Annotated in this window: 11 protein-coding genes; 8 read left to right on the plus strand and 3 right to left on the minus strand. The window is 35.6% G+C overall.

What is annotated here, in order from left to right:
• Positions 1-1,221 (minus strand): peroxiredoxin family protein, encoded by a 1,221-nt coding sequence (locus F1003_RS03810; RefSeq protein WP_155087886.1) that lies wholly within the window; start codon positions 1,219-1,221, stop codon positions 1-3.
• A 117-nt stretch (positions 1,222-1,338) separates the two neighbouring features.
• On the opposite strand from F1003_RS03810, the gene pheT reads away from it, so the two are divergent.
• Positions 1,339-3,765: a phenylalanine--tRNA ligase subunit beta gene (gene pheT, locus F1003_RS03815; protein WP_155087887.1), complete on the plus strand. Its 2,427-nt coding sequence runs from the start codon at positions 1,339-1,341 to the stop codon at positions 3,763-3,765.
• 66 nt (positions 3,766-3,831) lie between these two features.
• Here the strand turns inward: pheT and F1003_RS03820 are convergent, their stop codons facing one another.
• The gene (locus F1003_RS03820; protein ID WP_155087888.1) at positions 3,832-4,533 is read right to left on the minus strand and encodes a DUF8692 domain-containing protein; all 702 of its coding nucleotides are present in this window, start codon (positions 4,531-4,533) and stop codon (positions 3,832-3,834) included.
• Positions 4,534-4,802: 269 nt separating this feature from the next.
• Here F1003_RS03820 and tpx point away from each other — a divergent pair, with 269 nt between their 5' ends.
• The 7 genes from tpx (at position 4,803) to ribB (ending at position 12,902) form a co-directional block, all read left to right on the plus strand.
• A complete protein-coding gene (tpx, locus tag F1003_RS03825; RefSeq protein ID WP_155087889.1) occupies positions 4,803-5,303 on the plus strand; it encodes a thiol peroxidase in 501 nt (166 codons plus the stop codon).
• Positions 5,304-5,308: 5 nt separating this feature from the next.
• A complete protein-coding gene (locus F1003_RS03830; RefSeq protein ID WP_155087890.1) occupies positions 5,309-5,674 on the plus strand; it encodes a diacylglycerol kinase family protein in 366 nt (121 codons plus the stop codon).
• Positions 5,675-5,756: 82 nt separating this feature from the next.
• Positions 5,757-6,530, plus strand: coding sequence for a M15 family metallopeptidase (locus F1003_RS03835; protein WP_155087891.1), 774 nt, complete (start codon positions 5,757-5,759; stop codon positions 6,528-6,530).
• A 30-nt stretch (positions 6,531-6,560) separates the two neighbouring features.
• Positions 6,561-8,981, plus strand: a complete 2,421-nt coding sequence (locus F1003_RS03840) for an FtsK/SpoIIIE family DNA translocase (protein WP_155087892.1) — start codon at positions 6,561-6,563, stop codon at positions 8,979-8,981.
• 79 nt (positions 8,982-9,060) lie between these two features.
• Positions 9,061-9,702: an outer membrane lipoprotein periplasmic chaperone LolA1 gene (gene lolA1, locus F1003_RS03845; RefSeq protein ID WP_155087893.1), complete on the plus strand. Its 642-nt coding sequence runs from the start codon at positions 9,061-9,063 to the stop codon at positions 9,700-9,702.
• Between the two features lie 38 nt (positions 9,703-9,740).
• A complete protein-coding gene (locus F1003_RS03850) occupies positions 9,741-11,723 on the plus strand; it encodes an LptF/LptG family permease (protein WP_155087894.1) in 1,983 nt (660 codons plus the stop codon).
• Positions 11,724-11,753: 30 nt separating this feature from the next.
• Positions 11,754-12,902 (plus strand): 3,4-dihydroxy-2-butanone-4-phosphate synthase, encoded by a 1,149-nt coding sequence (ribB, locus tag F1003_RS03855; RefSeq protein ID WP_155087895.1) that lies wholly within the window; start codon positions 11,754-11,756, stop codon positions 12,900-12,902.
• Here ribB and F1003_RS03860 read toward each other — a convergent pair.
• Positions 12,892-14,448, minus strand: a complete 1,557-nt coding sequence (locus tag F1003_RS03860) for a glycoside hydrolase family 16 protein (protein WP_155087896.1) — start codon at positions 14,446-14,448, stop codon at positions 12,892-12,894. The genes ribB and F1003_RS03860 overlap by 11 nt on opposite strands.
• Positions 14,449-14,580: the final 132 nt, after the last annotated feature.

Raw genomic sequence — 14,580 nt, forward strand, 5'->3', positions numbered from 1 at the left:
TTAGTCTTTTTCCACCAACAACCCACCAACAAAACTTTTAAATTCCGTTTTAAATTCCTCATACTTTTCACCAGTTGCAGGACCGTTAAATCCTGTATGAATTTTACGCACCTTACCCGTTTTATCAATAAAAATTGAAGTTGGGTATGACAGCACATGGTTGAGCATCGGTAATTTTTCTTGTGCTTTGGCCTTATCAGAAGTGCCATATTGTGCCAGAAGAATGGGATAGGCAATGTCTAACTTGTCTCGCAAACGTTTAATACTTTCAAAGGCTTGGTCCTCGGTTTTGGCATATTCAAAAGCCAAGGCTACAATTTCCAATCCGCGTTCGGCATTGGCCTGATAGTATTTGGTGTAGTATTTACTTTCATCCAAACAGTTAGGACACCAGGTGCCCATAATCTGTACAATGACTACTTTATTATTAAAACGCTCATCGCTCAACGACACCATATTGCCGTCTTCGTCTGGGAATGAAAAATCCAAACTATCGTAGCCATCCTTTAAAAAGGTTAAGTCATTCGCACTTGGCAATTCAAAATCGGCATTGCGCTTTGCTACAAACGGTTCTTTCCAATGGTTACCAGAATAGAAGGTGCCTTCCATGGTAGAGTCCGAGACTTTAGCCGTAAATAAAAAGGCATGTGCACAATCAAAGGTGGAGAGTTTCATGGTGTTGCCGTCCATAACACCTTCGAGAAAACGGTAATCGCCTGTTGTGGTTCTGAATGTTCCTGTGACTTTTCCTTCTTCTTGTTTAAAGATGCCTTTGGCAATGTACTCATCACCCTCTATGTCTTTACTGAACACGGTTTCCCAAGTTCCTGTAACGTCTTGCGATGGTTCTTGTGTAGTTTCAAATCGATTGTCATTATCATATTCCGCAGAAAATGGCACGACACGATCCAAACTTTCCTTAATAAAACTGCCTTTTAGGTTTTTATTTTCAAACGTCGCAGCGATATAGCCTTCAAATACTGGTGCTTTAATAAAAATAGAATCGTTTCTGTATTCTATTTCATCCACTTCAATAATTTCTTCAGCATTAAAGATTTTCAATTTGTCCTTAGATTCCACTTCAAAAATAAAGGGCAATTCCTCACCATCCTGAACATCTAACACCGCTCTATAGGTTCCTGTTTCTAAATATCTTGGTGTTTTCTGTTCTTCACAATTCCAAAGTGAAACGACCAAAAGCAATACCATTAATTTTTTCATAACAATGCGTTTTCTATAAAGTCCGAAATTATAACAATGTCCTTAGATAAAAAAACAAAGTACAATTTCATTAACATTCAACTATTGCTATCTTTGTGGCTTCATTGAATTAAGACTATGAAGATATCATACAACTGGTTAAAACAGTTTATAAAGATAAATTGGGAAGCTGAGAAAACGGGAGAACTACTCACCGATCTCGGCTTGGAAATTGAAGGTATTGAACGCTACGAATCCGTAAAAGGCGGATTGGAAGGTATTATTGTTGGCGAAGTCTTAACCTGCGAGCAACACCCAAATGCAGACCGACTTAAAATCACTACCGTAAACATTGGAGATGACGCACCATTACAAATTGTTTGTGGCGCACCCAATGTAGCAGCTGGGCAAAAAGTTCCTGTCGCGACCATTGGAACAACGTTATACACTGCTGAAGGTGAAGCCTGGAAGATTAAAAAAGGTAAGATTCGTGGTGAGGAAAGTCATGGTATGATTTGCGCTGAGGACGAATTAGGTCTTGGCGAATCGCACGATGGTATTATGGTATTGGATCCTAAAATTAAAGTTGGAACTGCTGCAGCAGACATCTTTAATATTGAAAATGACGATGTTTTTGAAATAGGCCTAACGCCAAACCGTGCTGATGCCATGAGTCATTATGGTGTAGCACGTGATGTAAAAGCAGGATTATTACAAAAGGAAATTGCCGTGGAGTTAATTACGCCTTCGGTAAGTTCTTTTCATGTTGATGCCAGATCGCTTAAAATCGATGTGGAGGTAAAAGACAAAGAAAAATGTCCGCGTTATTGTGGTGTTACCATTTCTGGCGTTAAAGTTGAAGCCTCTCCCGATTGGATACAGCATCGCTTAAAGTCTATTGGCTTATCACCTATCAACAATATTGTAGATATTACTAACTATGTGTTGCATGAACTTGGGCAACCGTTACATGCCTTTGACGCACATAAGATTTCAGGAAATAAAATTGAAGTAAAAACCTGTAAAGCAGGTACCAAATTCACTACTCTAGATGAAGTAGTGAGGGAATTACACGAAGATGATCTGATGATTTGCGATGCTGAAAAACCGATGTGTATTGCTGGTGTTTTTGGAGGTATTGATTCTGGTGTTACGGAAAGTACCACCAATATTTTCTTGGAGAGTGCTTATTTTGATCCTGTAAGTGTTAGAAAAACAGCAAAACGCCATGGCTTAAATACCGATGCGTCCTTTAGATTTGAAAGAGGTATCGACCCGAACATTACCGAGTATGCCTTAAAGCGTGCTGCTTTAATGATAACGGAAATTGCAGGTGGTGAAATAAGTAGCGATATTTCGGATGCATACCCAAATAAAATTGAGGATTTTCAGGTGCGCTTGAGTTTTGATAATGCCAAGAAGTTGATCGGTGAAGAAATTCCTAGAGAAACTATAAAGAGCATTTTAACTTCTTTAGACATAAAAGTCAATAATGTAACTGAGGCTGGTTTGGGATTAACCGTTCCCGCTTACAGAAATGATGTACAGCGCGAAGCTGATATTATCGAGGAAATCCTTAGGGTCTATGGTTACAACAATGTAGGTACTACAGAAAAACTGAATGCCTCTATTTCAAACTCGTCGCGTTTTGAAGATTATAAAGTTCAGAATGTTATTGGTAATCAATTGGCTTCCCAAGGCTTTTTTGAGATTATGGCAAACTCACTCACCTCACCTAAATATGTGGAATTGAGTGATGACTTAAATGCCGACCATAGTGTACATATGCTGAATCCGTTGAGTAACGATTTGGAAGTGATGCGTCAATCTTTATTATTTTCTGGGTTGGAGGCTGTGTCTCATAACATCAATAGAAAACGTAACGATTTAAAGTTGTTTGAATTTGGCAAAACCTATCATCAGTATTCAGAAGAACGAGAAGAAAACAAGCATCTATCCTTATTTGTCACAGGAAATAAAACTGAAGAACGCTGGAATTCCGTTGCGAGCCCAAGTGATTTCTTTTATTTAAAAGGAACGGTTGAAGCGATTTTACAACGACTAGGATTAAATCGTATAAAATCGGCACCAACCAAGTCTGATATTTTAAGTGAAGGTATGAGCTTATCGCTCGGTAAAAAGAAGCTAGTTGATTTTGGTCTGGTCAAAAAATCAGTATTGAAGCATTTTGGAATTTCACAAAACGTATTGTTTGCCGATTTTAATTGGGATAATGTTTTAGACATGGCTCAGCACAACAAAATAAAGTTCACAGCTATTCCTAAATATCCTGAAGTACGTCGTGATTTCGCCTTACTTCTAGATAACAGTGCAAATTTTGAAGATATCCACACCATCGCCAAGCAAACCGAAAAGCAATTGCTTAAAAGCGTGAACTTATTTGATGTGTATGAAGGCAAAAATCTACCTGCTGGTAAAAAGAGCTATGCAGTGAGTTTTACACTTCAGGATGAAAACAAAACGCTTACCGATAAGCAGATTGATAAGATTATGAACAAGTTGCAATCTAACTTTGAGAGTAAGCTTGGTGCAGAACTTCGATAATAGAATTTAAATTAATAAAAAGCGCCCTTTGAAAAAAGGGCGCATTTTTGTTTCATAAAGTATGTTTTAATCTTTCTTCCAGGTCACCACACAAGATTCAAAGCTTGTCGTGATGTAGGTTAGCAAGGCGTAGAAAAAGACTACTGCACCAGACATTTCCAATAATTCTTCAAAAGAATACATCATTGCATAAGTGAATGTATATTCCGAATGTATTTCTGCGTGCCATCCTCCTAACATTTCCAAACCAACAGCACCTCCAACATATAAAACACCAGCAATAATAAATAGTTTTAAGACGTGTTTTGGCAAGCGCAGCATAAATTTAAAGTATGCGATGAAAATTAATAGGGTAACTGCTAAGTAAGGAATAAACCATGCAAAATATAAAAGTCCAGAAGTATTAAATAAGGCTTCCATCGGAGCACGAAGTTGCTCATGGATCTGTATCATTTCATCAAATGCCAAAAAGATAAATATGGCAGATAAGCCCAACCAATGCCAGAATTTTTGACCTAACTTCTTATGCGTAAATCCAATAAGCGCCAATAGAAAACCATTAAACATTAATGTTAAAGAAGAAAAATACGTTGGTAAATTGGCTTCAAGGTTAAAGTCCAATAGCTTTATCATTAGCCTTGTAACTTTACTGTCCATCCCTTCGGTATTGAATCTTAAATACACTGCAAAAAGATTACCCAATAAAAGAAACAGTACTACAATTAATAAAGCGCGTAAAACCTTTGATTTTCGTAATTCAAATTTCATAAAAAATAAAGATTGTAATAGACAATTAGGGATACTTGTCTATAGATATTGATTTAATTAATAGCTCTTATTGTCGAAGGTAGAATTAAAAACAACAGTGCTTAAAAAACTTATGTAAAGAACCTATTATTTCGATTAAATGTTAATTTAACATCACCAAATTGTTAATCAAATCTCCGTGAAGCGAAAATCTACAGGAAACATTTGTATTTATTTAGTATTTGAAAACATTTATAATCTTTAAATTTACAGTCTAAAACACAATAATTATGGCAAATGTAACCTTAGGAGGCACTCCAGTAGAAACAATAGGCAACCTACCAGCAGTTGGTAGCAAAGCTCCAGATTTTAAATTAACTGACACAGACTTATCAGATCAATCATATTCAAATTTCGAAGGCTCTAGACTAGTATTGAATATATTTCCTAGTGTAGATACTGGCACATGCGCACAATCCATTAGAACTTTTAATGAAAAGGTAAGTCAATTGGATAACACCAAAGTACTTTGCATTTCTAAAGATTTGCCATTTGCCATGGCACGCTTCTGTGGTGCTGAAGGCATTGAAAATGTGGTTAGCCTTTCGGATTACAAAACAGGAAAATTTGGAAAGGATTACGGTCTTACATTTACAACAGGAGCGTTTGAAACTTTACTATCGCGTTGTATTGTGGTTATAGATACAGATGGAACAGTTTTGCACACTGAGCAAGTTTCTGAAATTGCTGACGAACCAAACTACGAGGCTGCGATTAAGAGTTTAGCATAGGTTTGATGCAAAAAAAGGAATCCTTTCTTATTAATCGCCTAAAAAGTGTTGGCTTTGCCTTTAAGGGCATGCTTATTCTTATTAAAACCGAGTCGAGTATAAAAATTCAGGTTTTTATTGCTGCTGTTGTGACCATTGCAGGATTTTATTATAATATTTCTACTACGGAATGGATGGTGCAAATCGCTATGATTGGTTTAGTGATGAGCATTGAAGGCGTTAACACAGCTATTGAATATATCGCGGATTTTGTACATCCAGACCATCATCCTAAAATTGGACTGATAAAAGATATATCCGCAGGTGCGGTGTTTATCGCTTCCATTGTAGCGGTTATAATTGCAGGCATTATTTATTTACCTAAGTTTTAATACATACCAAAACAACCATTACAAGCGTTACATATTTGTATTTTTGTACCAGCCAAAATCAGAAACACTTCTAAGCCTTAAAATGAAATCCATCGTTGTAACATTTTCCATTATCATTCTGCTTTTAAGTTGTAATTCAAAAGACAAAAACATCACTCAAACTGAAGTTATAGAAATATCAAAGGATACGATAGAAACTGCTGAAAAGCCAGATCTTAACATTACCAAAGATTTTGTTCTTGGTAAATTTGATTATAAACGTGATTCTACCTTTATAAAAATTGATACACAACATGCTTCTAAAGACATCTACCTCAAAAAAGAAGCTTATAAAGCTTTTTTACAGATGGTAGATGCAGCAAATAGAGATGATGTTGACTTAAAAATAGTTTCTGGAACACGTAATTTTGAAGAACAAAAATTGATTTGGGAACGCAAATGGCGAAAGTATAAACAACTAGAGCCTAAAAAGCGTGCTTTAAAAATTTTAGAGTATAGTTCTATGCCAAGTTCTTCGAGGCATCATTGGGGAACAGATATAGATTTAAATAGTTTAAATAATTCGTATTTTAACAGCGGAAAAGGATTGAAGGTATATGAATGGTTAATCGCAAATGCCAACAGCTTTGGGTTTTACCAAGTATATACCGACAAAAGCAATGGTAGAACGGGTTATAATCTCGAAAAATGGCATTGGTCCTATTTACCATTAGCAAGTAAGTATTTAGAATTTTACAATGCTAATATAAATACCGAAGACATCTCAAGATTTGAAGGCGCTGAGCTTGCGGAAGTGCTATTAATCATTGAGGAGTATGTTAATGGTATTTCAGAAAAGGCAAAACAATATAAATAAAATAGATTCCCATTTTCATGGGAAGTAAGCATGACGAAAAGAACAACCAAAAAGAAACGAACCACCAAAGCAAAGGCTAAACCAAAGGCAAAACTTAAAAAACCTTCGTTTAAATTATCCAATCAGCAAAAACTCATTTTTGGCAGTTTACTGATCATCATTGGTGTGTTACTTTTTATTTCGTTTCTGTCCTTCATTTTCACAGGAAAAGAAGACCAGAGTGCATTAAGTAACTTTCCAGACCGTTCAGAAGACTATAAAAACTGGGCAAGTCAGTTGGGAGCTTGGGTAAGTGAACTGTTTATCACAAAAGGCTTTGGTATCCCTTCATTTATTTTTTCAGGATTAATTTTTCTTTCTGGAGTCTATGTTACCCTTAATTTGAAAAAAGCCAAACTTAGAAAGCACTGGATTTGGGGAACTTTAATTGTTATTTGGCTGTCAATTCTCTTAGGGTTCTTTACCCACAAATATGATCTATTAGGAGGCACAATTGGTTTTGAAATGAACCATTTCTTTCAGGATTATATTGGCAAAATAGGAACAATCCTTTTACTCCTTTTTGGACTTATCGCTTATTTGGCAATTAGATTTAAAGTAACAGGTGATACATTTGTTGGTCTTTTCAATCGTGCTAAAAAGGATCTTAAAGATAATACAGCTTCAGGCATGGACCAGGAAGAGTCGAGTGTAATTGTTGATAATAGTTTAACCGAAGAGGCAGAGGTTATAAAATCGGCTTTTGAAATTCCTCTTGAAGATAAAAACCCTACAATAGGCAACCCTTCCAAGCCAGATAGCAAATCAGAAGACTTAAAAATCGAAGTTGACGAAAAGCCAAAAGAAGAGACTATAGAAGAGCCTGAATTAAAGATGGAGGTAGAAACATCTAAGGAAGAAGTTTCTGAAACCGACAATCTTGCCGACAAACTTGTGGAAGATTTTGGACAATTTGATCCTACTCTGGAGCTGAGCAACTATCAATTTCCTCCTTTAGATTTATTGAAAAAATATGACAACGAAGGGATTTCAATAGACCAGGAAGAACTTGAGGAAAACAAAAACAGGATTGTTGAAACCTTAAGTAATTATAAAATTGGTATCAGCAGCATTAAAGCCACTATTGGTCCAACGGTAACCTTATATGAAATTGTCCCTGATGCTGGTATTAGAATTTCAAAAATTAAAAATCTTGAAGATGATATTGCGCTTTCACTAGCAGCATTGGGCATTAGAATTATTGCGCCAATTCCTGGAAAAGGTACAATAGGTATTGAGGTGCCTAATAAAAATTCTACGATTGTTTCTATGCGATCGGTTATTGCCTCACAGAAATTTCAGCAATCTAAAATGCAACTACCTATTGCTTTTGGTAAAACCATTAGTAACGAAACCTTTGTCGTTGATTTAGCTAAAATGCCTCACTTGTTAATGGCTGGTGCTACAGGACAAGGAAAGTCAGTTGGATTAAATGCTGTACTGACCTCATTATTATACAAAAAGCATCCTGCGGAAGTAAAGTTTGTATTAGTCGACCCTAAAAAAGTGGAATTAACACTATTCAATAAAATTGAGCGTCATTATTTGGCGAAACTTCCAGATAGTGAAGATGCTATTATTACTGATAACACCAAGGTTATTAATACACTGAATTCGCTATGTATTGAGATGGATAACCGTTACGAAATGCTTAAGAATGCATTTTGTAGAAACATCGCAGAATACAATGCCAAGTTTAAAGCCCGAAAACTTAATCCTAATGATGGTCATGCATTTTTACCATACATCGTCTTGGTAGTTGACGAGTTTGCCGATTTAATTATGACTGCTGGTAAAGAAGTAGAAACACCAATTGCAAGATTAGCGCAACTGGCTCGTGCTATTGGTATTCATTTAATCATTGCTACGCAACGTCCTTCTGTGAATGTCATCACAGGTATAATTAAAGCGAACTTCCCAGCACGTATCGCCTTTAGAGTAACGAGTAAAATAGATTCGCGTACCATTTTAGATGGTTCTGGTGCTGATCAGTTAATTGGTCGAGGTGATATGCTTTATACACAGGGTAACGATTTAATTCGTCTTCAGTGTGCTTTTGTTGACACTCCAGAAGTTGAAAGAATCACGGAATTTATTGGTGCTCAGAAAGCTTATCCAGATGCACATTTATTGCCAGAATATGTTGGCGAAGAAGGTGGCACAAATCTTGATATAGATATATCGGACAGAGATAAATTGTTTCGGGAAGCTGCTGAAATCATTGTTACAGCGCAACAAGGGTCAGCATCTTTATTGCAACGAAAATTGAAATTAGGTTACAATAGAGCTGGTAGAATAATAGATCAATTAGAAGCCGCAGGCATTGTAGGTTCTTTTGAAGGCAGTAAGGCGAGACAAGTATTAGTGCCAGATTTAGTAGCTTTGGATCAATTATTAGAAAACGAGAAATAATAAAAATTATATAAAAAGATTGCTTCGCTGTTAGATAAAAAAACTGAAACTAACAGATAAGATTTAAATTATAAAAGACATGAAAAGATTATTTATTATAGCATTTTTAGCACTTGGACTTACTGGCTTTGCTCAAAGCGACTCCAAGGCTGAAGCATTATTAACCGAGGTTAGTAAAAAAATTAAGGCATACAACAATATTAGCCTAGACTTTAAATACGAACTCAACAATGTAAGCGAAAACATTAAGCAAGAGACACGTGGTGATGTTGTTATTGAGGGCGAAAAGTACAAGCTTAACATCTTAGGCGTTACAAGAATCTTTGACGGCAAAACACTTTACACTATAAGTCCAGAAGACGAAGAAGTCACCATTTCTTCAGACAACACAGAAGATGAAGGTACTATTACACCAAGTAAAATGTTATCTTTTTATGAAGATGGTTATACTTATAAGATGGATATTGTTCAAAATGTAAAAGGTAGAAAGATTCAGTATGTAAAGTTGAATCCAATCGATACCAATTCTGAAATAAAGCATATTTTATTAGGCATAGATGCCACAACAAAGCATATCTACAACCTTATAGAAGTGGGTAAAAACGGAACAAAGACAACATTAACTGTTAATTCTTTTAAAACCGATCAGCCTATCTCAAAAACCTTATTTACATTTGACGAAAGTAAATACAGTGATTACTTTATCAATAGAATCGATTAAGGTTTAATAAAAAAGATTACCGCTTTTGCGGCAACTCAATGAAAATATTAGATAGGTACATACTTATCACATTCTTAAGGACGTTTTTTAGCGTCTTTATTATATTCATGTTCATCTTTGTTCTGCAAGGCGTTTGGCTCTATATCGCTGAGCTAGCAGGTAAGGATTTAGATATTTCTGTTACGGCAAAGTTCATTTTGTATTATATGCCGAAGCTTATTCCTCTGGTAGTGCCATTGACCATTCTGCTATCATCTATTATGGTATTCGGGAATTTTGCAGAGAACTATGAGTTTGCTGCCATGAAATCCACTGGCATTTCTCTACAGCGTGCTATGCGAAGCTTAAGTGTTTTCATAGTTGCCCTAGGCATCGCCTGTTTCTTTTTTGCCAATAATGTTATTCCTTGGGGAGAGTATAATTTTTACAACCTAAGACGAAACATCGCTAAAGTAAAACCAGCCTTAGCCATTGCAGAAGGGCAGTTTAATGAAATTGGTGACATTAACATTAAAGTTGAAAAAAAGTCTGGAGATAGAGGTCAGTTTTTGGAAGGTGTTGTGATACATCAAAAAAGCTCTGCAAGAAAAGGAAATTATAAAGTCATAGTATCGGAAAAAGGGGAGCTGAAAAGCTCGCCTGACTCTAATGTACTTCAACTAGAGCTGATCAATGGTAATTATTATGAAGAAATCGTCAATAGAGATGCACGAAAAAATGTGGATAAACCACATGCCAGAAGCTACTTTGACAATTATATTATAAATGTTGACCTCGAAATTCTTAATTCTGAAGATTTAGACGAAAAGAATTATAGAGGTCGTCATTCAATGCAAAATATTGATCAATTAAATTATACCATTGACAGTCTTCAAAATCAACGAGAAGAAGATTACAAATTGCTCTCAAAGACACTCTACGGCCGTACAACGTACTCTGCATTAAACCTCAATATCAATACAAAAGACAAGGATTCGCTATTTAAAGGAGGTATTTTAGATCTTTTCCGTGCTGGTCAAAAAGTACAGATAGTTAATCTTGCCATCAACTCAGCCAATAGTACAAGACAGATTATAGATTCCAATAAAAATAATTTTGAAACTAAAGCTATCTGGCTTAACAAGCATATCATTGCTTTACACGATAAATTTGTTCTGGCCTTTGCTTGTATCATACTCTTTTTTGTTGGTGCTCCATTAGGTGCTTTAATTAGAAAAGGTGGATTGGGCTTACCGATGGTTATTGCCATAGTACTGTTTTTAACGTATCATTTCTTTGGGATTTTTGCTAAAAACAGTGCGGAAAAAGGAAGTTTTAGTCCAATTATAGGGTCTTGGCTATCTACAGCCGTAATGTTGCCATTGAGTATTTATTTAACTACTAGGGCAACCAATGATAAAGGGGTCTTTCAGTTTGATGCTGTAATGGTGCCTCTAAAACGTTTATTTACACCAAAGAATAAATTGCAGTTATCAGAAAGCGAAACTAAATCTTACAATTACTATAAAAAATATTCAGTTGAGGAATTGGTTAGTATAATTAAGAAACAAGATGAATTTGATTTAGATAAAAAACCAAAGGAAATTGCCCTCCATAATTTATTGAACAGAAATATTCCTTTAGAAAGTTTAAAAAAGGAAGGTCTAGAGGTAGATGATAAACTCATTAAAGCAAGAAGCCTTTTGAAGGATTACAAGGACTATTCCACAACTAGTTTGGTCAGTTTTATCATTGGTGGCGTTTTATTGGGCTTACATTTTATTTGTAAAAACAATGAACTACCAGAAGTCGCTGAAGCATCACTTAGCCTTAGTATTATTGCATTTGTGTTCTTTATTATTTATGTTGTTGTAGATGCAGTTGTCTATTCTAAATTTTACAAAACGATTGGGCAAAAAAAGAATCGTTTTAATCCAATAATTTTCATTTTAACGCTTCCGCTCTACCCTTTTAAATATTTGATTCATCGAAACAAGATTATACTAGACTTCTACCGAAGTTGCATCCAAAATATAAAATAAACGTATCTTAGCAGCCTTAAATTTGTTGTGATGTCAGTTAACACTATGAATACACAAACTAAGTTGAATACTATAGAAGAAGCCATTGAGGATATCCGTCAAGGGAAAGTCATTATTGTTGTCGATGATGAAAATCGCGAAAACGAAGGTGATTTTGTTGCTGCAGCAGAAATGGTAACACCTAAGATGATCAATTTTATGGCAATGCATGGTAGAGGTTTAATTTGCACTCCACTTACAGAACATCGTTGCGAGGAACTTGAGCTCAACATGATGGTGAGAAACAACACAGATCCCATGGAAACTGCGTTTACCGTTTCAGTAGATTTAAGAGGAAATGGTGTTAGTACTGGTATTTCCGCAAATGATAGAGCTAAAACCGTAAAGGCATTGGTTAACAGCGACACCAAAGCATTTGAGTTAGCAAGACCTGGACATATATTTCCTTTAGTTGCAAAAGAAGGTGGTGTTTTAAGACGTACAGGTCATACCGAAGCTGCCATAGATTTTGCACGTTTAGCAGGATTTGAACCTGCAGGTGTCATTGTTGAAATAATGAACGAAGATGGTACCATGGCGCGCTTGCCACAACTAATGGAAGTGGCTAACAAATTTGACTTAAAAATTGTTTCTATTGAAGATTTAGTGGCTTATCGCATGGAGTACGATTCCTTGATTGAGAAAAAGGAAGACTTTGATATAGAAACGCGTTTTGGAAAATTTAGATTAAGAGCCTATTTACAAACTACAAATAACCAAGTTCATATTGCCTTAACAAAAGGTAATTGGAAATCTGACGAACCCGTTTTAACGCGTGTAAATGCCACTTTAGTTAATAATGACATATTAGGAACATTAACTAACAATGCAGACCAGAAGTTAGATGATATGTTTAACTCCATTAACTCAGAAGGTAAAGGAGCAATTATCTTTATTAATCAACAGGCAGAGTCTATGAATCTACTCTCTCGCCTGGAAATATTAAAGGAAAATCAGGTTGAAGGACAGGTTGTAAAAGCACCTAGAATACCTATGGATGCAAAGGATTTTGGTATCGGTGCACAGATTCTGCACGATCTTAAGATTAGCAAGCTCAAATTAATGTCTAATGCCTTACAGACCAAACGTGTTGGTATGATTGGCTATGGTTTAGAGATTGTTGAGTATGTTAATTATTAATTAGAACTTTTTTACTAACCGATTGACCTTCAGAGTATATTTTAAGTACATAAATCCCTGATTTTAAGTCTTCAACATTTATTCTATTTGTACTTTGGTTCTGCTTTATAACCAACTGACCTAATGTGTTATATAGTTCTAATTTTTCAATGTTTGAATTAGATTTTATATTGATATAACTCGTAGCAGGGTTTGGATAAACACTAAATTTATTTTCAAATTCATCAGCGACACTTAAGGTATTCTGATAGACCCTTACATAATCAATGACCATACTACTTTGCGTAAAATTTGGATCTATTGTACCAGATACGCCACCCATCGCTATATTCAACAATAAATATTGGTCTTCATCAAAAGGCCAAGTGTCTGCATTTTTAACAGAAGGATTGTAAGTGTAAAAACCTACACCATCAATCATAAACGTAATTTGATTTGGAGACCAATTCATGGAGTACACATGAAAATTATTAGCAACATCATCTAAAGCATAGGATTGGTAATTTTCAGTGGCACCAAAACTAGAAGGAGTGTGTAAAGCGCTGCTTACAGTATTTGTAGCACCCAAGCCATGCTCAATAACGTCTATCTCACCACAAGCTGGCCAATTAGTGGTTCCAAAGCCTTGGTTATCCCAGTAGGCTCCGTCTTCGTTTATGTTTTTACCTAAAGTCCAGATTGCTGGCCAAGTACCATCCCCTTCTGGTAACTTAGCTCTTACATCTACTCTACCGTATGTAAAGGCAAACTTTGAGTTTAACCTTGCAGAGGTATATTGTTTGGTTTCGCCTTGATCTGTAAAACTCTCTTTTATAGCAACTATATTTAAAAATCCGTTATCTACATATGAATTTTCAATACGATTGGTATAATGTTGCTCCTCTCCATTAAACCAATTTCCACCTGCAGGTAACTGAGTTTGATGAAACCAATTGTTAGAGTCTATACTTCCGTTGCCATCAAACTCATCTGCCCAAACCAAATCGTTGTATATAACATCCAATTCGTTAGGGTCTACGGCTTCAGATCCATCATTTATGTCGTCAATAAGATAAGTACCCGTTGTTGTATTACCTCCATCTACAAAAATTGTAAGTCTAGAGTATGTGCCTGTTGCGTTTATTAGAGTTGAAGTTCCACTGATGGTAGCATTAGCAAAATTGAAAGATATATCATTTGTCCATCCCGAACCTGAGTTGCTCATAACAACTTCTACATCTGGATTGGCACCACTCTCTAACTTTACCATAATATTATGCGTATTAGGGTCGAACTGATAAAAAAATAAGGTGATGACCTGTTCAGCATCTAAATCTACAGGTGAAGCTAAATCCAAATAAAACCCTTGCCAAGGATCTGAACCATCATTAAAAAACTGACCTACAGGATCACTACCATCGTCTGGATCCGTATTGAACGAAAATCCACTATTTCCAAATGTAGCAAATGCATGCGACCCATCTGAAAAATTGATAGGCATCTGTTGTGCGAACAAAAACCACGTTGACAGAAGAGTAATTGTAGTTATAATGTAGTTTAACTTCATAGCTTTTTTTGTAAAGTTATGAATCAATCACTTTATATTATAAAATGAAACCTATACAAAAACAGTACAATACTATTTTTGTATAGGTTACTATAATAAATTAAACGCTGACTTTTATTGGATGGTCATTTT

It is taken from the genome of Winogradskyella ouciana, assembly GCF_009709615.1.
GTDB lineage: Bacteria > Bacteroidota > Bacteroidia > Flavobacteriales > Flavobacteriaceae > Winogradskyella > Winogradskyella ouciana.

Bases quoted from the DNA above. Each gene is read 5' to 3' on its own strand.
- F1003_RS03810 (WP_155087886.1), bottom strand. From the start codon at position 1,221: ATGAAAAAATTAATGGTATTGCTTTTGGTCGTTTCACTTTGGAATTGT.
- pheT (WP_155087887.1), top strand. From the start codon at position 1,339: ATGAAGATATCATACAACTGGTTAAAACAGTTTATAAAGATAAATTGG.
- F1003_RS03820 (WP_155087888.1), bottom strand. From the start codon at position 4,533: ATGAAATTTGAATTACGAAAATCAAAGGTTTTACGCGCTTTATTAATT.
- tpx (WP_155087889.1), top strand. From the start codon at position 4,803: ATGGCAAATGTAACCTTAGGAGGCACTCCAGTAGAAACAATAGGCAAC.
- F1003_RS03830 (WP_155087890.1), top strand. From the start codon at position 5,309: ATGCAAAAAAAGGAATCCTTTCTTATTAATCGCCTAAAAAGTGTTGGC.
- F1003_RS03835 (WP_155087891.1), top strand. From the start codon at position 5,757: ATGAAATCCATCGTTGTAACATTTTCCATTATCATTCTGCTTTTAAGT.
- F1003_RS03840 (WP_155087892.1), top strand. From the start codon at position 6,561: ATGACGAAAAGAACAACCAAAAAGAAACGAACCACCAAAGCAAAGGCT.
- lolA1 (WP_155087893.1), top strand. From the start codon at position 9,061: ATGAAAAGATTATTTATTATAGCATTTTTAGCACTTGGACTTACTGGC.
- F1003_RS03850 (WP_155087894.1), top strand. From the start codon at position 9,741: ATGAAAATATTAGATAGGTACATACTTATCACATTCTTAAGGACGTTT.
- ribB (WP_155087895.1), top strand. From the start codon at position 11,754: ATGTCAGTTAACACTATGAATACACAAACTAAGTTGAATACTATAGAA.
- F1003_RS03860 (WP_155087896.1), bottom strand. From the start codon at position 14,448: ATGAAGTTAAACTACATTATAACTACAATTACTCTTCTGTCAACGTGG.